Origin of the sequence: Psychrobacter sp. Ps2 (assembly GCF_022129405.1) — a bacterium.
In the GTDB taxonomy this organism is placed as follows: domain Bacteria; phylum Pseudomonadota; class Gammaproteobacteria; order Pseudomonadales; family Moraxellaceae; genus Psychrobacter.
In genome coordinates this window covers 24,750-48,020 of sequence record NZ_JADQAM010000042.1, presented here as the reverse complement: position 1 = coordinate 48,020, position 23,271 = coordinate 24,750, and the positions used below count along the sequence as shown (strand labels likewise).

At 43.4% G+C, this 23,271-nt stretch carries 10 protein-coding genes; 2 read left to right on the top strand and 8 right to left on the bottom strand.

What is annotated here, in order from left to right; all coding sequences use genetic code 11:
- Positions 1–251: 251 nt before the first annotated feature.
- The 7 genes from I3254_RS04455 to I3254_RS14370 form a co-directional block, all read right to left on the bottom strand.
- Positions 252–2,438, bottom strand: coding sequence for a 3'-5' exonuclease (locus I3254_RS04455; RefSeq protein WP_238051626.1), 2,187 nt, complete (start codon positions 2,436–2,438; stop codon positions 252–254).
- 10 nt (positions 2,439–2,448) lie between these two features.
- Positions 2,449–8,934: a DEAD/DEAH box helicase gene (locus I3254_RS04450; RefSeq protein WP_238051624.1), complete on the bottom strand. Its 6,486-nt coding sequence runs from the start codon at positions 8,932–8,934 to the stop codon at positions 2,449–2,451.
- 98 nt (positions 8,935–9,032) lie between these two features.
- On the bottom strand, positions 9,033–10,460 hold the full coding sequence (locus I3254_RS04445; protein ID WP_238051622.1) for a DUF3482 domain-containing protein: 1,428 nt from the start codon (positions 10,458–10,460) through the stop codon (positions 9,033–9,035).
- 1 nt (position 10,461) lies between these two features.
- Positions 10,462–11,313 carry a hypothetical protein gene (locus I3254_RS04440; protein WP_238051620.1) on the bottom strand — a complete coding sequence of 284 codons (852 nt, stop codon included), beginning with the start codon at positions 11,311–11,313 and terminating at the stop codon, positions 10,462–10,464.
- A gap of 26 nt (positions 11,314–11,339) precedes the next feature.
- Positions 11,340–16,325: a hypothetical protein gene (locus I3254_RS04435; protein ID WP_238051617.1), complete on the bottom strand. Its 4,986-nt coding sequence runs from the start codon at positions 16,323–16,325 to the stop codon at positions 11,340–11,342.
- Complete coding sequence (locus tag I3254_RS04430) at positions 16,322–19,219, bottom strand: DEAD/DEAH box helicase (protein ID WP_238051614.1); 2,898 nt, start codon at positions 19,217–19,219, stop codon at positions 16,322–16,324. The genes I3254_RS04435 and I3254_RS04430 overlap by 4 nt, the downstream gene beginning before the upstream one ends.
- 407 nt (positions 19,220–19,626) lie before the next feature.
- Positions 19,627–20,688: an HNH endonuclease gene (locus I3254_RS14370; RefSeq protein WP_238051611.1), complete on the bottom strand. Its 1,062-nt coding sequence runs from the start codon at positions 20,686–20,688 to the stop codon at positions 19,627–19,629.
- A 126-nt stretch (positions 20,689–20,814) separates the two neighbouring features.
- On the opposite strand from I3254_RS14370, the gene I3254_RS04420 reads away from it, so the two are divergent.
- Positions 20,815–21,516 carry an IS1 family transposase gene (locus tag I3254_RS04420; RefSeq protein ID WP_238051608.1) on the top strand — a complete coding sequence of 234 codons (702 nt, stop codon included), beginning with the start codon at positions 20,815–20,817 and terminating at the stop codon, positions 21,514–21,516.
- Between the two features lie 229 nt (positions 21,517–21,745).
- Here the strand turns inward: I3254_RS04420 and I3254_RS04415 are convergent, their stop codons facing one another.
- Positions 21,746–21,997, bottom strand: coding sequence for an AlpA family phage regulatory protein (locus I3254_RS04415; protein WP_238051607.1), 252 nt, complete (start codon positions 21,995–21,997; stop codon positions 21,746–21,748).
- Positions 21,998–22,195: 198 nt separating this feature from the next.
- On the opposite strand from I3254_RS04415, the gene I3254_RS04410 reads away from it, so the two are divergent.
- A complete protein-coding gene (locus tag I3254_RS04410; RefSeq protein ID WP_238051606.1) occupies positions 22,196–22,912 on the top strand; it encodes a 3'-5' exonuclease in 717 nt (238 codons plus the stop codon).
- Positions 22,913–23,271 lie beyond the last annotated feature (359 nt).

Genomic DNA, 23,271 nt, shown 5'->3' with positions numbered 1-23,271 from the left:
GAGTAAGTCATGGTCATTTATACTAATAATCGTTTAGTCGATTTATTTTATAACACTTTTATGGTCAGGTGACTATATAAAGTTATTACTAATCGTCGTTTGTTATAGCTTATCGAAAATCTATTATTCTTAAGACTAATCAGGTGACTCGATTAATATTGGGGTTGTACATACTAATATCCTTGTCTGACAAACTCGTATAACCTTCTATATAACTGGCTAATTAACCCTAAGACTACCTATCTTAGAGTTCAACTACCTAAATACTCACTCGGCGTACCATGGCTAGAAATATATAAATATCGAACGGCACGAGTTGCTGCAACATGAAATAAAGCCCTTTCATTAACATCTGATAGACGCTGCTCTACTACATCTTCCGATGCATTTATTGCAATGCTTAATGGCACTACCCCCTTATTGATACCCACCATCATGACGCATCTAAACTCCAACCCTTTAATACGATGCATGGTAGCTAGACGTACCCCTTCTTTGGATCGATCGTCTGACTTTTGGCGAGAAAGTGTATGGGTAGGCACTCCGTGACTTTGCAAAATACTTGCATACGATTTGCATAATTGATTCGTACGTGCAACACAACATATCTCTGAAAGAGAAACGTCTTCATTTTTTAACTGTTCAATTTGCTGTACTAACCACTGTATCTCACTATCAATATCTGTAAAATTTTGAACAACAGGCTCTTGGCCTAATACCAATGAGCGGTAGTCATTTGTACTATCGATACCACCATCTAGATCGTCAATATCTACATTTTCTAATAAAGCAGTCGCATAACGACGAATGAGTTCTGTAGTACGATAGTTGATTTTCAACTTACGACCACGCCCTATGATATTAATACCACACTGACTAAAGCTTGTTTTGCGTTGATAGATACGTTGATGCGCATCCCCAACGATGAACATATCATTCTTTTTCTCTGGAACCAGTGCGCGTAACAGTTTTAATGATTCAGCTGTAAAGTCCTGTCCTTCATCTACGACGACAGCACGATAACTACGTTTATCACCACCACTTTGCATTAAATCTAAGGCATGGTGCATTGCATCTTCTACAGTTACAAACCCACCTCTCGCCAGCTGCTCTCGCATCTCCTCAAAAACAGGCCAAATATCTGCTCGCTGTCGCCTATTTAGCGCAACACCTCGACCAATGCGACTAGCATTAAAATACTCTCGACGACTACGGACTTGCTGAGACAAAATAACCCGCTGCCATTCTTCTTTATAAAAACTATCAGGGTAGTCAAGCTCGCCAGGAACTAAAGCCATTGCCTTGTTCCAGCAGTTTTCATATTGTCTATCTCTGCCACCAGGGTAAATAATGGTAGATTGATAACCATTACGCTTAACAAACTGACTGACCCATGCATCAAGATTAACTACCTCAATGCGCTGGGCTTGCTCAGGCGTACATATCTTGCGTAAATTATCTGCAATATCTAAAGCTAAATTACTCGTAAATGTGGTAAACAGCAGACGAGCGTCTCTTGGCCAATCTGGCTGAGAAATTAACCAGCGTGCACGGTGCATAGCAACAACCGTTTTACCTGTACCAGCACCCCCTAGAACTCGTACTGGACCATTCCAGTCTCGCTCTACCACTTGACGCTGTGAAGGGTGTAAGAACACTCTCCAGCGCTCTAAAGGTGCATTAAGCATACGACCTAGCTCTTGCTCATCTTCAGGAACATGAAATCGACGCTGTGTCGCTGGGTTATCTAACGCTCTCTCAAAATCCTCTGTGTCTACAGGATCTTTGGACTTCAAGACTGAGTACTCTTGAACAATCTCTTCTAAGGGGGTACCTGCTGCTAATAGATATAGTGCCTCAAATGCTTCAATAGGCAATCGGCGCTCTACTCTCTCTAGCTCTACTTCGCTAGTCAAAGAATGTACTAGTGCTAGGCGTTCCTGGGGGACACCTATACTTAATAACACATCGTCTTCTAAATCAAACAATGGTGCTGAGTCAACAGGTGCACTCATCTTCCCAGCCTGGTTTTGTAGGGCATTAGCTTCTACAACAGGGGATTGTGGATCTTCCTCAACACTCTCTAATTCATGCTCCACCTCAAATAATTGTAGAGATCCTGTTTTTGGATGAATCTGACAACGATGGCGCACCGCCCAGGTATAAGCATCGTCATGATTATCTACCCATAGTAAGATATAAACATTTCCCTGCTCTGGGCTAAGTACAATACCGCGATAGTCTCTATCAATACGTACGGACCGAAAGTTGGGATCTCGAGCATTTCGTATCACTTCATAATTAATACCTGATGCTCGAGGATCAGCACGAAACTTACTGACAAAGTTCATTACTGCTTTTTGCTTTTTACGAGGAATGCTCGCAAAAGCCTGAAGAAAGCCGTCCCCTAACGCTACTTTGGGCTGTACCTTAGCCATACTCTACTCCTTAATTAGCGCCTAGCGCCGTTTCTAACTGCTCTAACCAGTTTTCAGACTCTAATGAAATAAGTAACCAACCTTTTAACTGTGGCAATTCATTAACTGGTTCAATAAATACAGCAGTATTACGATCAAACCATGCTAATTCAGCGGTACCTATTGTGGCACCCTCTTCGTTCGTTAAGTCAATTCCCACTTCAGGCGCTACTGTTATAAGGTTTTGTAAAGACGCAATCTCATCATTCGTTAATTCGCTGAGCTCACGAACATCAACCCACTCTTTATCTAAAGCATTTCTATTTACATCATAGTTTTCGGTAGTACTTCCAATAGATTCTTGATGCTCCGTACCCATTTCCAGTAAATCTGTAAATAAGCCAGCTTGCAGACCTGACTCTGTGACTGGATGAAATCTTGGCGCAAACTGTAAGACGTTATAAGCCTGCCAAATTCGTCGCCACGTTTCTTTTACTTCTTTAGCGTGCTGACTATTAAATACAGCATCATTGATACTCATAAAAATGTGTAACATTGGCTGGTCGGTCTTTAATGACTCTATATGATCTTTTTCAATATAACTGAGCAGATGCCAAGCATTCGAATGGTTATCTCTATCTGCAACAACGCCCCAATTACTAGGATCACTCGGTAAGCTGTCGACAACCGCCTCATACCAATTGGTATTACTTGCTATCTGATTCGCAACAAACTCATCCAACTGTGGTCGACGTGGTACTAGCTGTAGGAAAGACAAGCATAATGCAGACTCGGTCAGCTCTTGCCATGTTTGTTTCGAATTTGTGAGCCATGCTTTCAGCCATTCAAAATTCCCTTGCTCTAATAGACCACGGATTTCTTTTAAGTTTCTCCATGAGTGTCTCGGAGCAATCGTGTTCCATAATCGACAACCTGGGCTAGACTCCTTTGTACAATCTAATAATAGATGTGGCTGGCTGACTGTTTTGGTCGTACTTTCAATGTCCAAATCATCCCAAGTAAGCACCCAGACTTTTCGACCAGAACGTAATAAGCTGAGTCTTTTCCGCAAGTCGTCTGTCACAATATCTCTGTGATATTCATAACCATCGGTATAAATAATCAACTCGTTATCTTTAGTACGTTCCGCCTCTTTGAGCGGACGCAACACGAAGTCTGCACGGGTTTCTAATACCCCATCATCTTTACCAAACTCAACCTGTGGCTCTAGTTGCCACATACTTGATCCAGTATCAATAAGATAGCCAGGCTTATTATTGATACGCTCTTTTATCACTTTAAACTGCTTGCCCAGCGCCTGAACAAACCTTTCTTCCAAAGCACTCTCTAAGATATGATTGGTCGGCACCTCATTTAAAGCATCAATAGGTACTAACTTATCTTTGTTATGCAGAATTTGTGTCAGTAACTTGACCGCAGCCTGTCGTGAGATATCCTGTCTATGATGACTATTGCGATAAGCCAAAATACAGCTATAACAGCCATCTTTATTCTCATCATTCACACACTTACAAGTACTTAGGTGGTTCAGCGCTTTTTCCAACATTGTAAATAACGCTGTGGGAGAGACCATTAATTGCTTTAAATACCCCGTACCACCAGGAATACGATCATAAATCACCAAGTACTGCTTGCTACCAGATAAACTCGATTCTCGCATGTCAGTGACTTCAAGATGCTGAACCGCACCATGGAAGTATTCTTTTAACCCTAAATTAATAGCAGCAATGAAAGACAACCTTGCCTGCTCTGACTCAGCCACATCAGCTAAAGGTAATAAAATGCGGATGGCTTCTGACTTAAGCTCACGATATAAATAAAGGCTATCAAACCAGTCGTCGTCAGACTCAGTAGCACCAGGGCGTGCCAGCTTACAATCCAAGGCATGAGCAAATTGCCCTTTCTTAAGCTTTTTACGATGAACCATGCCGCAATACTTACATATCTGAAAACCTTTACGTGAACTACTCTTGCCAGCGACAGAGAAGCTATTAAATTCTCCAAACTGCTCGCCAAAGTTCACTTCCCTAAAGGTAGCTGTGCTGACGTATTCAAAACCAAACGGCAGCTCAGGGTTATCAATACGCATAGCATTGCGACAGTTCATAGGGTCGATATCAATCAATAGCTGACGCTGGAAGAACTTAGGTTCTCGCTGATCACTGTCATCGCTTATACGGTCATAGCGGGAGTTGGCGCGTGCATATACTTGACGCAATTTAAGTAGAGTGTGTTTTTGCTGGATATCTGCCCAGTAAGGATCACCACAACGCGGACACGCGCTGTGCTTATCTCCTGATAAAGTTATATCTTCAGTGTAGTGGCAACTAGGACACATCCGCCATTCGCTAGGCTCAGACAACCGCAGATCAATCTGCTCAATACTAATCTTATGTTCAGATACATAGAAGACATTTTCAGGAACCAACTCATTGAGCGCAGCTTGTGCTGAGCGCTGGAACTTTAAAGAGACTTGCTCATAACTATTTTTCTCAGAAGACTTATCAGAGCCAGTCCTGTCTTTTTGGTCGACTTTACGCACAATGACTGAGTTTAAGGTAACACCCTCTTCAGGGAACGCATAGTTCGGTAGCAACCCTTCATCTGTAAAGAAACTGAGCGTTGGCTGTTTATTAATACTACCCATTAATGATAGCAATGCATCTCGTTCTCGTTTTAAGTCCCCAAGCGTCTGATCTCGTGCATCGTCTGCCGGCTGCTTTGAAAGCACTTCAAAATTCTTCTTCAGATCTGCAGCGCGCTTTTTATGGCTCTCACGGCTGTCTAATAACTCTTTCAGCCTATTAACGATACGCCAGCTTAGCGGCGTATGCTCTGCTTGTTCTCCAGATAGCGCTTTTCTTCCCTGCCCATCACCTGAGTATTGCAAGCCAATGAAATCCTTTAAGTGCGCTTGCCCCTCTTCGTCCAGCTCTTTAAATAACTGAATAAATCTACTATAAAGCTGCTCTTGATGCTCATCGATAAAACTAAGCAGATTGTTAGGGAATCTTTGGACTGTTAAGCCATTGCCTGTGGTTTTTCCTTTACCTTGCAAACTGTTCAAAACTGCACCCATCGTTGGCGCAATAGCATCTTCACTGACTCCAGTTGCGACCCACCGATCAAAACAATAGGCAATGAGTTGACGTTCCAAGACCGCCATTGCATTTAAGAAGATACCAGGGGTAGCAACATCCCCTTGAATCATCTCTAATGGGTCTTCATAAAAATAGTTATCATGATTACTACCATTAGCGATGGTGAGTGCTAACGCATTGCCATTACTACGACCAGCTCGACCAATGCGCTGTAAATAGTTGGCTTGCGCAGGGGGCACAGAACATAGTAATACAGCAGATAGATCTCCAATATCAATACCCATCTCTAAGGTAGGTGTGGCCGATAGCAGGTTAACGTCCCAAGCATTTTCTCCATAAATAAAGGATTGCTCAATGGCCAAACGATCTTTACCTTCTAGTAGTCCTGTATGCTCACTGGTCACCAAACGCTTAGGCGAAGTACGATAAGCCAACTGCCCTATCTGACCGCTATTTACAGGCACATAAGACCCTTTACAGTCACTTTGCAAACAAGGCATACCATTCCAGTTAGCTTGATGCTGTAGTGAGATGGTCTGACGGCTACCACAGCGATTACAAGAAATCGTTGCAACCGAGGTGACTACTTGCCAATATTCCGTGTTTAATAACCAAGCGCTCTCTCCTTTGGTAGTATCTTTCTCTATCAACCAGTCATGATGATTAAGCGTATTGATTAAAATACGTGCCGCTTGTTCATACTCAGCAGAGGCTAATATATTGTCGAAAGCTATCGTCTTATTGAACCAATCTTGATACCACTGAGAGCCTTGACCTACTAGGTTTTGGAAGTTGTTATTAACATGTGTAAAGGTTAGTGCTGCAGGCGGTCTTGATGAGAACCCAAAGCCTGGTAACCAAGAAATACGAGACAACAGATAGGTGGTTGTGCCACCCTCTCTTACATAACTGTCTAAGATTGGATCATAAAAGGCACCTTGTTGACGCAATCGATTGAAAAAACCCAATAAGAAAGTTCGAACTTGCTCTACCGTTAAATAACGAAACTGCTCTAGCTCCTCCTGCCAGTGACGCAATATCTGATTTATACAATCTTCTAACGCATCTGGATCAGGCTGAATCACAGCCACCGAGGAGCGCTCTAATGTACGTCCTATTCTTGAGCGCAGCCCAAACTCAGTTAGCGCCTCCCAGCGAAGCCTCTGAGCAACCAATTCAAGTAAAGACTTACTAACGACTGCACCTTTAGACTCTATTAAATCCTGATAACCAGACAGCCACTGCATATTGGGGGCTATAAAGGTACCAATAAAGCCTGCATCATTATTGAACTCTCGTTGCCAGTATTTTGGCACCTCATCAATAAACCGTGACAACGCCATGTTGTCACCTTCATTACGAGCCACACGAGCCAGTGCCTGACGAACCGTCTGCATATAAGTGCGTGCACCAAAGAAACCAGCACGATGCGCTGCATCCTGTACCGAATCAGAGAAGGCAATTAATTTATGATCATCATTGCAGTGAGAGCCATAGATTTGACTGATAGCCACACTGGCCAAACTTGCTGCTCGTGAACCCAAGATCATCAAGCTGCCATTTGCAGAACAACGCGGGCAGTCATCGGTACGGATATTTTTGGTTTGACCAGCTCGCTCAACTTGCTTGACTAGATAAGGCACCCATACTTTGAGCAAAGGCTGCTCACAGTTTTGGCATTGATTATGTTGCACCGTATTCAGCTCGCAGCATTCGGTGCATAATTTGAACACTTCGCGAGCTTGCTGTTGATCTAGAGTTTCTTCATTATCAACAATGGGATAAAGTAGAACTGAGTCTGGTGATTGGGAGAACCAACCCGCATAAAAGCGTTGTAATTCTGGGTTAATCGCATGCTCTCCCTGAGGCAACATAGCACCCCAAGCGGCAGCATGACATTCACGGCAATGTAAGATAGGTAAATGCAGTGGTGATGTAGAGTCAATCAAGTCATCTGAGTGTACCAGTCTTGGCTCAGGGCTAACACTGACCAACATACGCCTTAACTCACGCAACCATAACTGCACCCTTACTTGTAAAAATGGACGGACTTTCTGCTGTGAATCATCCGCCCAGATACGTGCTGTAGAAACCAATGCCGTTAAGCTGTCTAATAAAGCCAGCGCATAATCGGTGCTGCTTAGATTAAAGTCTTGTTGCCACTGCTCAGCCAGTTGACGCAAGTCTACTATCTGGTTTGATGCCCGTAATAGGCTCAAAAAGGCCGTGTGCTGATGCAAATACTCACCCAAAGCAACACAGGCCGCTTTGTACTCATGGGAATCATGGTCATCAACATCTAGAGCAAGATCAGCACCAAACCATAAATTGGCTTGGCGGCGTAAATAAACTCCTTGTGTCAGTGCGCCTGGAAGCAGCTCTTTTTCAAGTGCTTTTGGCCAATCGACTATAAGCTCTGGTTTTTGCTCTGCATTTAGTAAGGAGTTTTCGCGAAATTGCTCAACATACTCCTCAACCGTAATCCTGTCTTCAAGGATGATACTGTCTAAGCCAAAGCCAGTAGCAAAAACCTCACTGGCATATTCAGCTAGCTGCTTACGTGCACTCTCCCCACCAATAGTCGCTGAAGTACCTACACAGGCCAAGTTATCTTGTAGATGCAGCTTGTCACGCAGTCGTCTAATCAGGCAGGCAAGGTCTGTCCCTTGTGCCCCATCAAAGGTATGTAGCTCATCCACTACGAGGTAGCGCAGCAAATCCTGAGTCTTGAGGTTATGCTTCCACAGCCTTTGGTCCTTAGGACGCATTAATAAGAAGTCCAACATTTTATAGTTGGTCAATAAGATGTCTGGCGGATTATCACGCAAGGTATCTTGATTGGTAATGACTTGATCAGGACTCATCACTCTAGAGTCAGAGCCACCGTCACCAGTAAACAGGCCAACTGTAAGCTTTGGAGTCAGACTCGATACTTCTTTGGCAAAACGGCGCGCCTGGTCGGTGGCCAATGCGTTCATAGGATAGATGATGATAGCCTTGATACCCTTGCGGCGTTCTTGCAAACAATAATCTAAAATGGGGTATAAAAAGCACTCTGTCTTACCAGATCCAGTACCGGTTGCCACCAGTGTCGACTGCGGCTGCAAGGTAGCTAAACGCTCAAAAGCGCGCTGCTGGTGCATATAAGGGGCAAAGCCAAGCTTGACCTCAGTTAATGGCGACTCAGCTGAGTGGCTGGCTGTTCGAAACGGCAGCTTCACCTCAAGCCAGGGGCCTTTTAACAGGTTATTTGGACGATTGGGATCTCGTAAGAAATGCTCCATCAATCCCTGCTCCCCCTGCCCTTGGAAGCCGGCAGTGGTCATCGGAAAACTACTCGATAAGAAGTTCTCCAACTCAGTTTTTATTTCTCGGGCAATTAACGACGGCAGCATACAAGGTCCTTTTTAGATACCAAGTCCGATATCTAGTATCACATAAGTGGGTCTACACAAACTAAGCAAGAAACTGACCAATAAGCAAGGGTTAGCAGTTAGCTCAAGAAATAATCATCAACATCATCAATGTCTTTTAAAATTTTATCTTCTTCAATGCCATAAGCCCGTGCTAGCTCAATACTTCGAGTTAACAAGCTCACGTTCAAATCAAAATCAAAAGCAGCCACGGTTAAATCGCCCAGCTTTCCATACTCTGTCAGGATTTGTTCTACCACATACTGATACTTAGCATCCAAATCTACAGTAAACGCACCCATCTTTTTGTTTAAAGCAGCTACCGTCTCTCCAGAGTCCACACCCATTAAGTTCACCATCATTTGACCAGCCAAGGAACCAATCACAGCACCTAATACGGGGACAGGGATGAGCATCTGTCCAGCAGCTGTGGCCAACCCAACAATAGAGCTTTCAGCACAAATCATAAGCCCCATTGAGGTAAAGTCATCTAAGGTTATCTCACCCTTATGGTAGTCATTATATAATGACGCAACACCTTTAGAGGCGCTTACAACGGCCGCGGCAAAAGGTGCAGATAAGCTAGCGTAATTGGTCAGCGCATAAACAGAGGCACCTGTCACACCACCTATTGCTGCACCCTTAGCAGTATCCAATCCCAACTCTTTCCAGTCTTCGGCCGACAAATCACCTTTAAAGACGTTTTTACCCTCTTTATGATGTTTATACAGTCCTATACCTAAAGATAAGCCCCCTCCAACAGCTGCAGCAATACTAGTTGCTTTAATCCCTTCTGCAAGACTAGGTCGATGATCCCGTATAATGTCTTCTTTCATTTGCTGATTTTGTTGATCGAGATCTTGTTGATGAGAGTCAAGCGTCCCATGCACAGTGCCTTGTTGTATTTCGGCGTATTCAGACACCCCAGGTTTGACTACCTCATAAAAATCTTGACCAGTACGTTTCTCTATTTCAGCAACATTGTTTTTAATTGCTGAAATAGTCTTCGCATTTAGATTTTCAACATTCTCGCCTTTTAAGATTTTGTTGATAACATCATATTGGTCTTTGGGTATATGGTAAAACCCATCATTACTCGTAAAGTCAGGGTATTTATCTAAGTGGCCAACGACACCCTTACCCAAGGTATTGTTGATACCGTTGTAAAACTTAGACTGTACTTCAATACCGTTGAGCAGATAGTCTTCAGGAGCGAGGCGACCGACACCTTCAAATGTCGCCATTTGCTCACCTCCTTGCAGATAAGAGCGCGCATTTCTTATGCCGACTTCTACTTGCTCAGCGATCTCTCCATGCTTAGTACGGTCACTACCTAAAATGCTTTCAGGACTACCAACGAACTGTCTAACTTTATCCACTTCATTGATCGCTTTTGCGAAGTGAAAATCTTGCTGTAGTAGGCTAGCAAACTCATCAGCCTGCCTTTGTGCATTAATATTATGCACAAAAGCACCAATGGTCTGGTCCTTGGCGTAAGTCGCTGACATGTTATGCATCTACCTTTTTGTTCAATAGTGCTGATAGCGAGTTGATGTGATTCACAAGCGCACCCAGCTTCTGCTTTTGCTCGGCACTGAACTTTGAGTAGTCTTGAGTAGGAATGGCTTTGAGCTGATCTAGTAGCTCTTTGGTGCCATTAACATGAGTTTTGGTCAACCCTAATAGCTCTTTAATCTCAACTAGGGCAGCCTTTAATGACTTATCTAATGTCATAATCTCTTTGCGCTTCGCCATGGCCTCTTCGCCAATTTTCTTATTTTTACGGGCTGAGAACACGCCGGTTCCAAGTAGTGAGATACCACCAATTGCCCAGCCCACTGGCCCTGCTAATGCAAGCAGTGTCTGACCGGCAGCCATACCTGCTCCACCTGCAGCCAACGCCCCACCACCAAGCCAAGCGAGCGCGGCATTGGTCGCCGCAGCGCCTGATAGTGCTGAAATTGCTGTGCCTGTGGAGGCCACGCCAAAGGTGGTCGCCACACCCATTGCAGCAGTCGGTGCAAATGCGGCAACACCAACACCTGCCGCCACGCTAGCACCAGCACTGATACCAGACTTAATACCTGCATCAATGGCATCTTCACGCAAGTCATCAATGATTTGACTAAAGCTTGAAAACTCAGCCTTGTACTCAGCAAAGCTTTTATCAAGCATTTTTGGTGAGTTGGCCAAGCTGTTGATATATTTTTCGACCTCAGTAACCAACGTCTCTGAACTCTCTTGTCGCAGTGTCATCAGTTCAATTGACTGTTTAGCAACCTTTTCAGCTCTGGCTTCATACTTCTCATGAGCGCTCTCAAGTTTTGCTATTTCTTCTTTTTTAAAATCACCATTAAACATAACACTCTCCTATTTAGTAACCCTATTTATTCGTTATTGTTATTTTCAAAAAACGTCCATGCAATCGCATAGTCTTCTTCACGATCAGGCTTAAAGAAGGGCGCTTCGTACACAATGGTGCGCTCTACTGGGCCGCCAGGTTGGGTGTCATCCATATAGGTCTTGCTCACGGTATCGCCTGCTTTTAGGTCTTGAATGTCATTCCAGCCTAAGGCAATGCCGCTCTCCTCACGTATGACTGGTTTATTACCGCTCTCATCTTCAGTATCGGCATATTGAGTAATGGCGTAGCTAATGCTGTCATTTAGATCTGACTTACGGGCATTACGCGGTAGGCCTACGCCCACTAAGCCTTTACTTGGCGTAAAGACAATTCGGCCGTTTTGGTCATACCAAGTGTCGGCTTCGTACTGACGCATGACAGGGAACTGGACGCGATAGATGGTCAGGAGTTCATCGAGAGTGAGACCGAGGGCTTGGGCAACGAGGACGTCGATTTCTACTAGGGCTTGCCGGCGGGCGTAATCTGTACGTAGGGCACTGTTGCGTTGCCAGTTGCAGGTGAGTTGTTGGAAAAAGTCTTGGGGTAGCACTTTAGCACCGGGGTGGTCGCTGTCGGCGGCGATGCTCCAGCGTTGTTGATTGAAGGCTGGGTTCCAGCAGGCTTGCCAAAGGTCGGCGTAATGGTTCGTTACCGTACTTAAACCTAACGCCCTAGGATTTAACTGTTCATCCGTATTAACCATAGGTAAGAATTTAGCTAAATTATCGCGAAAGCGTGGATTCCCAGTTGTTTTGACCCAAAAATCAAATACTAATGACGTACAAGAAGCGAATGAAGTTAGCAGCCTAGATGTTGACTTAAAAGTCCAACTTCCTACTGGATCAATATGCGTTACTTCTTTAGGCATAAGCGTTGGTATTAGCGTTCTTTCTCCTGCTTGCGAAAGCATGCTGCGTGCAAACAAACGATAATACTCCGTCACTCTTTTTGGTTCTGTTTCTCCCTTTTCTATCCAGCTGACTTTGGGTGTGCGGGCGAGGTATTGGTCTAGGCTGCAAGCTGGCACATAGTTAGTGCGTGGTAAATAGTCATCGGGGATGGTGAGTAGGTCGATACCGTCGTAATGACCTTTTTCTGTGCATAATTCACGTGGGGTTTTATAGAAAGGATTACCAACATAGAAATGTGGCCCAGATAATACCCACTGGCTGGCATCGGCCGGAAAACTTGTCTCGCGGCGAATAATGCCATCACGTTGTGCATATGTCTCATCAAACATAACGGTTGAGGTGTATTCACCTTCTAAGTCTCCTAATCGCTTGGGCTGTGCAGCTAACCTCTCTAAGACAGCTAGTAGTTGCTTTGCATGCAAAGCAGGTAAACGAGCAGCCAAATACTCAGTGCCCTCCTCATCATAAAGCTGAGCAAATAGAGCTAGCTCTTTATCTGTTATTTGAATAATCCTATCAGGGTGACCCTTAACACTCCACTCACTTTTCATTACACCTTTGGGATCGATAAACTCATCTTTAATACCCGACACAACACCATGAGCAGGTAAAAAGGAATCATTTATAGTCTTTGGATGAAAGATATTTGAAATACTTATGAAATTTATATCACGTTCTATAGAAAATATATTTATTCCGAAGCGTCTTGTGCCACCAATAGGAAACAGAATGAGCTCATTTTCAAATTGAAAATGAGCTCTTAATCTTGGATATACAGCCTTTCTTAACTCCCTACCTTTAGGGTCATCGTAAATCCCTTCCGGATGCAGAAATCCACTAACACCTAGCTCGCTAGTATTATTCCACGCTTGCGGTAAGAAACACTTGTACAAATTAGTTTGTACGCCCTGTAATAACGGATAGTTACACACATCATTTAAAAAAAGCTGAGTGCCTTCACTTTGCTCGTACTCAGATAGCCAAGTGCTTATAATAGCTGGATTTTGTTCAAACCTCTCATCACGCAATTTAGCCATTTTTGTTGCTGAGAACTTACGCAAAATAAATAGCGGCTCAAAGTCACCTAACACCGAGCCTGACTTCCATTCAACTTTCAACCACGGCGGATTACCCAACATCAAGTCAAAGCCATCATTTTGTGCAAACACATCAGCGAACTGTAGCGTCCAGTGGAAGAACTTATGCTTATCAGCAAGCTCTTCAACCAGTGCCAAACGTGGGAAGGCTTGCTTAAGTAGCTTGGTATCGACCACGCCATATTTACTGACGAAGCGCTTACCTTCCTCTAAGTTCTGCGTTTCTGCAAATAGGTCCTGCTGATTGCCTGTCTGCACCCCGATGGTATCACCTAGCAGTAAGCTCTCAAGTTCAAACAGCCACTCATCACGACTTGGCAGCTCTTCGGCTTGCTCAATCGGCCAAAACCATAACGCACACCAATAGTCCATCGCCAGCTTGAGACGACCAAAGGCGCTGCTGTTGCTTAGACCTTCGGCATACAGCTCTTGAGTCAATACCTGATCTTTATAATCCAGAGAGGTCTGAGTACGGCCTGTACTGGGCATGCCGTAGATATCGTAAGGGTCGGTGGTCTTTTTACGGATATTGCGCTGCTCTTTGGTATGCAGTTGCCATAGCTCCTCGACCTTCTCACTGAGTGCCATTAGACGGCGCTGCTCGTCACCATCGAGCGGCTTTAAGAAGTCTTTGCGCCATTCTTTGATGGTGTCAAACTGCTTAGGATATAAGCTCTTTACTTCCCTATCTTTATAATTGGCCATGCCCTCTGCAGGCAGTAAGAAGTGCCATATCTCATCTTTTGCACGTGGCTTATTCATAGCCACCGCTTCTGGCGCGTTTTGTAGCCACTGCTTGGAGTCGTTCTTTTTGGCACCGGTCTGAGTCAGCTTATACACCTCACGGCGCGCCCCAATCAATGAGTTACCGTTATACAGCTGCATCCCAAACCAAGGCACGAAGCGGTCTGCAGATAGGGCGTTTAGCCATAAAGACACCTCTGCCAGCTCAACTGCTACTGGGTTTAAGTCAATCCCGTAGACGTTGTTGTCTGCCAGATACATTTTGACTTTTTGGAGCTCTTTGACATAGTCCTGCTGGGCAATACGCTCATCGTTTGCGCTTTGCATCAGCTCTAGATACTTCTCAGCCAGCTGGTTAATTGCCTCGTTTAAGAACGCTGCGCTACCCATCGCCGGCTCACACACCGTAAACTGCAATAGCTTTTCAGCCCGTTCACGGTCATTGGCCAGAGGTTCAAACTGTTGGGCGTACAGCTCTTTTAGCGCATATTTCACTAAGCTTTTGGTCAACACCTCTGGGGTGTAGTAAGACGCAGACTTCTCACGGTCACGGCCTGCCATACGGTAGATAAATGTACCCTTAGCGTATTTTTTCAGCTGTGTATTGCCGTATTGATCAGCGGCCTCTTTCTCATAAACCTTCTCATCGTCTTTATATTGCTCTAATGCCTCAGCATTCACAAAATAGCCAGTATCTAGGATATTGTACTTATCGCCTGCCTTTTTTACCTCATACAAGTCTTCGTTAGCGAAGAAGCCGCGATAACTCAACAATGCCTCATACACCGCCCCCAATTGGTTAATACCCAGCTGTGCGTATGAGATACGGCCACGGCGACGCTTGCTTTTGGCCGGACGGCTCAACGACATCAGCTGAATCACACGCTGTAATAAATGGTTCGGGAAGACAACCTTACTAAGTAACGCTGTCTTTTTGGGATCGAATAAGTGTGACTTGAGCGCGGTCATGGTAAAGGCATCACGGCCTGTCTGCTGCGCTGCGCCAAATATATCACCATGCTGATAAGGCGTACCCTCTGATACCAGTGCAAACAGAATATTCAGAGAATCGTTAAAGTATCGACCTTGAATATCTTGCTCATTGGTTAGCGGCATCAGTTCAAGCTCGCGCAAGTGCTCTAATGAATAGCCTTTTAGATATACCTCACTACCAGTTGGCGCATAGCCAAGCTCAGGACGCGCCTCGATATAAAACAAGAACAGCAAGCGATACATATAACGCAAGCATTGGCGTGATAAGTCATCAGGGTCTAGTTTGTTTTCACCACTAAAAATACCTTTTTTGTACTGACTGGCTCGGGCAATCAGCTGCTGTGAGGCTTCGTTACCCAATAGCTCAATACATTCACGTAGGGCGTATTTTAAGTCCTCTGATACACCATAAGCGTGTTTGTGCGCGTTTTCATCGAGCGTATCTAGTAACGTTTGACCCTTAGCATCTAGCAGAGCCTCTTTGTGCAGCAGTACACTGGCCGCTTTTAGGGTATCTATCTCACGGCGGCTGAATATCTCTTTCCAGTCAAAGCGGATTAAGCGGTTTTGGGCATATTTACTACGGTCAATTAACAGCCACTGATATGGGCTGGCGAGAATGACCCAGCGTGGCGGCAGGGTTTGACTAAATACGGTGCTAGAGAGCAGCTTTTGCCAATTGTCTTCTGATGCTTGCTCTGATTGCTGCTCAAATGACGGATAACCCTCCAAGCCTTTTAGCTGTGCGGTATGGATAGGTAGCGCCAGAGGGTCACTATCAGCATCATAGTCACCGCTTAATGCCTGAGCCTCTAAGATCCATAACAGTGGCTCGCCTTGGCTGTTTTTTATCTCGCCCAGTAGCGGCACATAGCTGTCAGTATGTTCAATATACTGTGCACGCGGCGCATAAGGCAGCTCAAAGGTAGACAGCAAACTGCGTAACACCTCACGGCCCAATGTCAGTCTGTCTGCAGCAGTTTGCTTATGGCCATACTCATCAAGTAGCAGCAGTGTCTCGCGAGCATTTCGGCTCATTTGACTCCATGGGGTGCGCCAAGCGTTCTTTTTATCTTGCTCAGTCAATGCCACTTCGCGAGCCGTGGTCTCTTGCTGCAACCAGCTGTCCTGAAGCCCTTTTACATCACTATCGCCGGCAAATATCTCTGCCATATAGTGCTGGCTATAAAATTCGTTTTCGTTACTGATTCCGGTTAAGTTCATAGCACGGCTCCTGTATCCTGATGGGGCATGCCGGTAAAGACAGCGGCGACTTGTATGTAAGGTTGTTTTTCAATGAGCTGCGTATTTTCTAACCATTCAAAGTAATCATCAAAAATACGATTAATTTCACTTTCTCGGCTATAACGTTTTGTATCTTGCTTGCTACCGCTCAAGCCTTCTAGGTCAAGCTCCAACTGGCTAATGTGCTTGCTCTTTAGTGTATTTAGCGCATCTATTTGTTCGTCTAGTACAGCATTACTGGTCTGCTCATACTGTATGCGCTCTTGCTCCAGCTGTTGCTTGGCGTGGTTTATAGCTATAGGTAACAGCTTAGATAACGCACTGGTATCACTACTGCGACCTGGGTTAACCAGCTTATTTAGGTTTATCCGCTGTAAGAACTCTTCCAAATCGCAGCTGTCAGTAACTTGATTGTCTTTGATATGCACGGCACACCAGCTTTGTAGATGTACCTGCCCGCGGCGATTGGGAAAACCGCCATGTAGCACATACCAATGCTCATCTTGCTCCAGCTGCTGCGGAATACGGATGACAGGAGCCGTATGACGACCAAACGCATTGAGCGAGCGATCATATAGCCACTGCACAACAGGATGAAGGGGCCACAGATAGTGAATATTAGGCCAAGGGGTGTCTTCTTCTCGGCAACGCTTGAGCTCATCACTGATTTTTTGACTGTCGCTAGTTAATACAAAGCGATCGTCTTGCGGCCACACCTCTTTTGGTAAAAAGCGGCGGCGCTGCTTGAGATCACTAGGCGCAGTTAAACGCAGCATATCGCCATCAATACTAACTTGTAGCGCAACACTCGCATCTTCTTGTAGCCAATTAACTGCGGCCGTAGCATAGTCCATATCGTTATCGAATATCTGTGGGCGGATACCCAGCATCTCATCAACTGCCAAGCTCTCGTTGGTTGGGGTGAATGCCTCAACAATATCTACAGGCTCGCTATCACCGTCATCTGTACCACTAAAAAAGTCTCCTAGCAGATCATCCAAATCATCGATGTTATTATCACGCTCTATCAGCTCCGCGGTAATCGCCTCGCCCTCTTCTTTGTTAAATTCACTGGGGTCACCAATGTTCTTGCCAGCCTGAGCATCTTTTTCGATAAGCACTTCTAGGATGCGATTATCGCCCTTAATCTTTTGGTTACTGCTATCGGTCAGTAAATAACGAATCAGAGGTTGCTGCGTTTGACCATAGCGATCAATACGACCGTTACGCTGCTGGAATACCATTAATGACCAAGGAATATCAAAGTGCACCATGCGATGACTCAAGTGATGCAGGTTAATACCCTCTGAGGCCACATCAGAACACAGCAGCAATCTAGCAGGATGATTCTTTTGGTTAAATGCATCTACCGTTTGCGCCAATTCTTTATCGCTCATGTCACCACGTAAGATGAGCACTTGGTCTTTTTTGAGTTTCAAATCCTTCGGCAGATGCGTCTCTAAAAACTCAAGCGTTGGGATACTCTCGGTAAAGATAACCAAACGGTCTGACGCGTCTTTCGGATCCCAATCAAAACCTCGCCCCTCTTCGGTATCCATTTTTAGCAGCTCTACCAACTTTTGATACTTACTAAAGCTTTTAGCATCAATACTCTCTGCTGCTTTTAGCAACGTATGCAGTTGGTTTAAGTCACTTTGAATATCTTCTCTCTTATCGGCAGCTGTCTCTTTTTCTAACCTTGATTTAAGACGCTGTGAGCGGTTAGCAATCATACTTAGCAGCGCAGCCGGACTTGAGAATAGCGCTTTACTTAATGTGGTTCGGAACAGCTGCCCAGCACCAGTACTCTTGAGAGTCTTAAACTCTGTCTCTAATAAAGTGTCATAGGTATACTCTTCTGGCACACTTGCTGTCGACATACGCGTAGCAATGTCACGATCAGGGAAATTGCTGCTAAGTTGCTCACGAATATCTTCTTTAAAGCGGCGGATGACCAAACCTTTATCACGAAAATCTTCTTTTGCGTAATCAGAGGGATTAGCAATTGCTGTAGGATCCAGCATGTTCATCAAGCTTGCAAAGCTTTCTGGCTTACCATCATGCGGTGTCGCAGAGAGCATGATGAGCGTATCAGAGCGTGTGGCCAATAGCTTGGCTAAGCGAGCCCGCTGTGAGTGACTGCTTCGCTCGGCTACGTTATGCGCCTCATCAATAATGATAATGTCCCAGTATGCCTGCTCTAGATAATGACGATAATCAATATCTTGCTTAATGGTATCAATAGAGATAATCGAGCGGTCAAAATAGTGAAAGGGATTGTGATTAGTGGGAATTCGGTTACGGACTCGTTGTAACCCTTGTGAGTCAAGGCGGGTCAGGCCAATGCTAAATCGATTCCAAAACTCTTGTTGAAACTGAGTCAACATAGACTTTACGGCCAATACCAAGATGCGCTTCCCTTTACCACGCGCTATCAGCTCACTGACCAAGATGCCCGCTTCAAGTGTTTTACCAAGACCCACACTATCCGCGATTAAAATACGCTGCCGAGGTTGTTGCAAGGCCTGGCGTGACGGCTGAAACTGGAACGGCATCACATCTAATGCTGCTTTTTGACCTAGATATATTTTTTCATCAACTGGTGGCGCTTGTCTGATTAAAGTATCTAAATACAGACGACTTGCGCGATAGCCACTACTGATATCATCCACCAGATCTGTCTCTTCCGGTGCCAGAATACGAATATTAGGTTCAATCTTAGTTAAAAATGCCGCTTCACGACCTCGAACTAACTCAGACAGCCCTTCACAGGTCAGAAGATAGCCACCATCAGAAGTGTGATCAGTACGTTTAATTCGCCACTCAGCATCACGAATTTCTACACGAATACCGGGTGCATAACGTTGCGACATATTGGCTTTCCTTACCTTTATTAAACTTAATAGATATTTATGATAGTGTCTAACAAGTACTTCATTAGTAAATACGATAGAAACTATGAGCTTGGTAATATTTTGACTTTAAATATAAAGAAGAATGATTATTTTTTACTATTTAGATTCGTGCCTATAATCTCAATTTTCGATATTTGCATGGAATGAGTTAAAATTAAATGAGTATAAGACTCAAACTTTTTGTAATATTGTTATAAGAAATTGTTGCGCCATATTATCCGCCGATGATTATAGCGTAATTGATTCATAACGATAAGCATATTTAGTAGAACCTTTATCAAGGTGATCAGACAAGATTTGCGCATGGTTAGTTTTACATTAATTCTCAACAAGCGATTGATCATAAAATCGATATAATTAAAGTATCAGCCTCTCAATCTGGGTAATAGCTCAGGGTTGATAGTACGTAGCCTCATATTTAACTCTGGTGACCAGACTAGGTCTTCATGCTCTACAGCTACTTGGTAAGCCCATTGGCTAATAGTTTCTGAACGCTTTTGATTGCTTATGAAGCCAATACCGTCTGTTTCTTGTTCAATAACTTGTCCATATTGTTGGTTACGCCTCAACCACTTCTCATAAAACCTCTCTTCAGCAAGATAGTCACGTTTACTGTTATTACACTTATGATCAGTCAGTACAAAATTATGAGTCGTATCATTGGGGTATTTCGACCAAGGGACAAAGTGATCAACTTCGATGTCTTTTTTTAATGGTTTTTGACAGTAGAAGCACTGACCCTGCTGAGTTTCATTTAGTATAGGTACTAACAAGCTTAAATCTTGACGCGATTGGTTAAACAAAAAACCTTGTAAATCAATGTCATCACTAAAATATAATTGGTTGTGACGATTGTTACGTACAAACTCTGTCCAGTATTGTTGGCAAAGCTTATGAATTATCTGACTAAAACGTGCGAAACAGTAAGCGATCCCAGACCTTAGTATGATTGCTTTTTCTCTTGAGTTATAAATATAAAAGAATTCACGGCTAACTTTATCTTCTGCACTTTGTAGATACTTGGCAGGGTTGTTTTTAATCGTTCGAGCTATTTCTTTAATGGTCGATTGCCACTTTTTGATATGACGTGTCCGAGCTATATTTAGGTTGGTAGTCTTAGTTTCTTCTTGCAGAGTTAAAATACTAGTGATGACCTTAGCTTGGCCTGTTGTAGTGCTTTGCTTCAGTATAGACTCACCACACTGATCTGAGAACGGTAATGCTTGTGTCCAATAAAGCTGAATAAACTGCTCTGCCAACTGCTCATAAAAAATAACGCATTCACTGTTATCACTAGTACTAGACTCTATAGAAAGATTGGTTACTGCGATTAATAATGCAAATTTATAGGTCGAGGTATAAGAGCTAGATTCAAGTAACCATTGAATACGTCTTAGAAAGTTAAGCTGAAATTCTGCTGTAGGCACTATAAGTATCCTTAGAGGTACGATTAATTAATTCACTGTAATTCAGACTTAGATGGTGTATCAGAAAGTATGCTGAGGAAATAAAAGGAGGAGTGACAGCCAGAGCAAGATGATATATTTGAGGTTATGAAGACACAAATACAGATCAATTGCCCCGACTGTCACAGTCCCAGTTTTTCGATACACGGCAAAAAAAGCTATGGCAAGCAGAACTACCAGTGCAAGGACTGCAAACGCCAGTTTATTGGCGATCATGCGGTAACCTATAACGGCTGTCACTCTAAAATAGAAGACATCATACGGCTAATGACGGTTAGAGGTTGCGGCGTCAGAGACATAGCCGTTATAGCCTCTATTAGTATTGGTAAAGTCCTTAGCACCATAGGCTCATCGGTCTATAAGATTACACCTAAAAAGCGCTATTATGAACGCTTAGAGATTGATGAATTCTGGACTTACGTGTATCGCAAAAAGCGTAAAGTTTGGCTTATTTATGCTTATGACCGCGCTACTAATGAGATTGTTGCTTATGTTTGGGGCAAACGTGACCTGAAAACAGCTAAGAAGCTAAGAGCCCGTCTTAAACAACTGAAAGTCAGCTATGGTTCTATTAGCATGGATAACTGGGATAGCTTTAAAACCGCCTTTAAATTTGACCACAAACGAGTTGGCAAATCTCATACGGTAGGCATTGAAGGTAATAACTGTCGCCTTAGACACCGATTGCGACGAGCCGTTCGAAAGACCTGTTGCTTCTCAAAGAAGTTTGATAACCACTTTAAGGTGTTTGATTTGGTATTCTTCTATGTCAATTATGGCTATGTCTGATGCCAGCATACTTTTTAGAACACCACCCAGACTTATACGACTAAGCCTTTGAGTATGTAATGCTTGGCCTATCAATGAAGCTATCTTATTTTATCCAGCCAGCCCTGCTAGACTAACTTGTTATATAAATCAACTTCCAACGAATCACATGTTTTTAATTATTACGTTCAGCTAGCGCTCATTCTAAGGTAGCTAGAACCATATTTTTACTCAATAGACTTTTTATTGTTTATGCTAAGCGTTCCCCGATTTTATTATTAATCCACTCGGCTATTTCACTCGCTACCCACACTACTCTGACTTTTGTAAGTTGTACTTTTTTCGGAAATGTTGAATCGTAGCGATCAGACTCCTCATTAATCATCTCGTAGATGGTAGAACGACTAAGGCTAGTATAATTAACGACATCCTTAATGCTAAGGAGTTGGGGGATATTATTACATCGTTCGAGTATTGGGTCTTGTTGATATAAATTTCTCATTATTAAATCCTTAGTTTAGTTTTCATATATAGTTTCACCACTTAGCGATTACTTGATCAAGAAAACTGATAAATGATAGCTATTACCAATTTATATGTTAATTTATCATTTACTACTAGCCCTCTAAGCCGATGCTAATCAAATCAAATATTTCACTATTTTAAATTTCATCCTCAAATAAGAACTACAAATAAAATTATGACTACTTATATACTCGACACAGAAACGACGGGACTTATTGAACCGCATATGACTGAAGCAGCCTATTCTATTGTTGAAATAAACGATGGTAAGGTATTTATATTACAAGCTCCGCGAGCTAAGCGCTTTAACCCTCTCAAAGAAATTAGCTTGGGTTCTATGGCGATATCACATATCTGTGATGAGGATGTGGCGAATGAGCCACCTCATACAGATTTTAGACTGCCTAGCAGTGTCAAATACTTAATTGGTCACAATATTGATTTTGATATGGCCGTTCTGAAAAATGCTGGCGTGACCCATTTACCTAAATTAATATGTACCAATGCGATGGCTAACTTCCTGCTTCCTACATTAGAGAGCCATAAGCTAGTATCCCTCCTCTATCACTTTCACCGTGATATAGCCCGTGCTCAAGCAAAGGATGCACATGCTGCCATTTCTGACATTTATTTTACTGAACTGGTGCTTGGTAGTTTGATTGATTTGGCCAATAGCCAAGGTCATGAGATAAATGATGTGGAAAGCCTATATGAATTTAGCCAAATAGCCCGCGTACCCACGCATTTAAGTTTTGGTAAGCATAAGGGTGAGGCTATTGCGAATTTAGCTGCGAACTCTGAAGGTATTGGCTATATTAAATGGCTGCTTAAACAAGATACGGTTGATCCTTATTTGGCTCAAGCATGCCAGCAAGCATTAGAGTCCATATAAATACACTGATGTAGTCGGTTTTATAGTCGAGCTATGCTGAAAATTGAGATTGATACTAGAAATGGTTAACGCTAAAGTAGATTAATTTATTATTGAAACTATAACTTATTAGGTGGTAAACCCCTCAATATTATGGTATTTAAAATATCATCAATATCTGCATATGCCATGAATCAATCTTACTCTGAAAGTCCAGAAAAGCTCTATATCCTATTATCTATATAGTGTAGAAGACTGGAGTATGAAATTTGCTTTTCTTAGGTGACGCTATTAATATCGGGGTTTGAAGTATAAGCTACACAAAGACCAAGAGCTTTTCGATGGGGTCTACGGCTATATCAAAGAGTATTATTAGTTAC

Excerpts from the sequence above, each read along its gene's own strand:
- I3254_RS04455 (WP_238051626.1), bottom strand. The coding sequence starts at position 2,438 with ATGGCTAAGGTACAGCCCAAAGTAGCGTTAGGGGACGGCTTTCTTCAG.
- I3254_RS04450 (WP_238051624.1), bottom strand. The coding sequence starts at position 8,934 with ATGCTGCCGTCGTTAATTGCCCGAGAAATAAAAACTGAGTTGGAGAAC.
- I3254_RS04445 (WP_238051622.1), bottom strand. The coding sequence starts at position 10,460 with ATGTCAGCGACTTACGCCAAGGACCAGACCATTGGTGCTTTTGTGCAT.
- I3254_RS04440 (WP_238051620.1), bottom strand. The coding sequence starts at position 11,313 with ATGTTTAATGGTGATTTTAAAAAAGAAGAAATAGCAAAACTTGAGAGC.
- I3254_RS04435 (WP_238051617.1), bottom strand. The coding sequence starts at position 16,325 with ATGAACTTAACCGGAATCAGTAACGAAAACGAATTTTATAGCCAGCAC.
- I3254_RS04430 (WP_238051614.1), bottom strand. The coding sequence starts at position 19,219 with ATGTCGCAACGTTATGCACCCGGTATTCGTGTAGAAATTCGTGATGCT.
- I3254_RS04420 (WP_238051608.1), top strand. The coding sequence starts at position 20,815 with ATGAAGACACAAATACAGATCAATTGCCCCGACTGTCACAGTCCCAGT.
- I3254_RS04415 (WP_238051607.1), bottom strand. The coding sequence starts at position 21,997 with ATGAGAAATTTATATCAACAAGACCCAATACTCGAACGATGTAATAAT.
- I3254_RS04410 (WP_238051606.1), top strand. The coding sequence starts at position 22,196 with ATGACTACTTATATACTCGACACAGAAACGACGGGACTTATTGAACCG.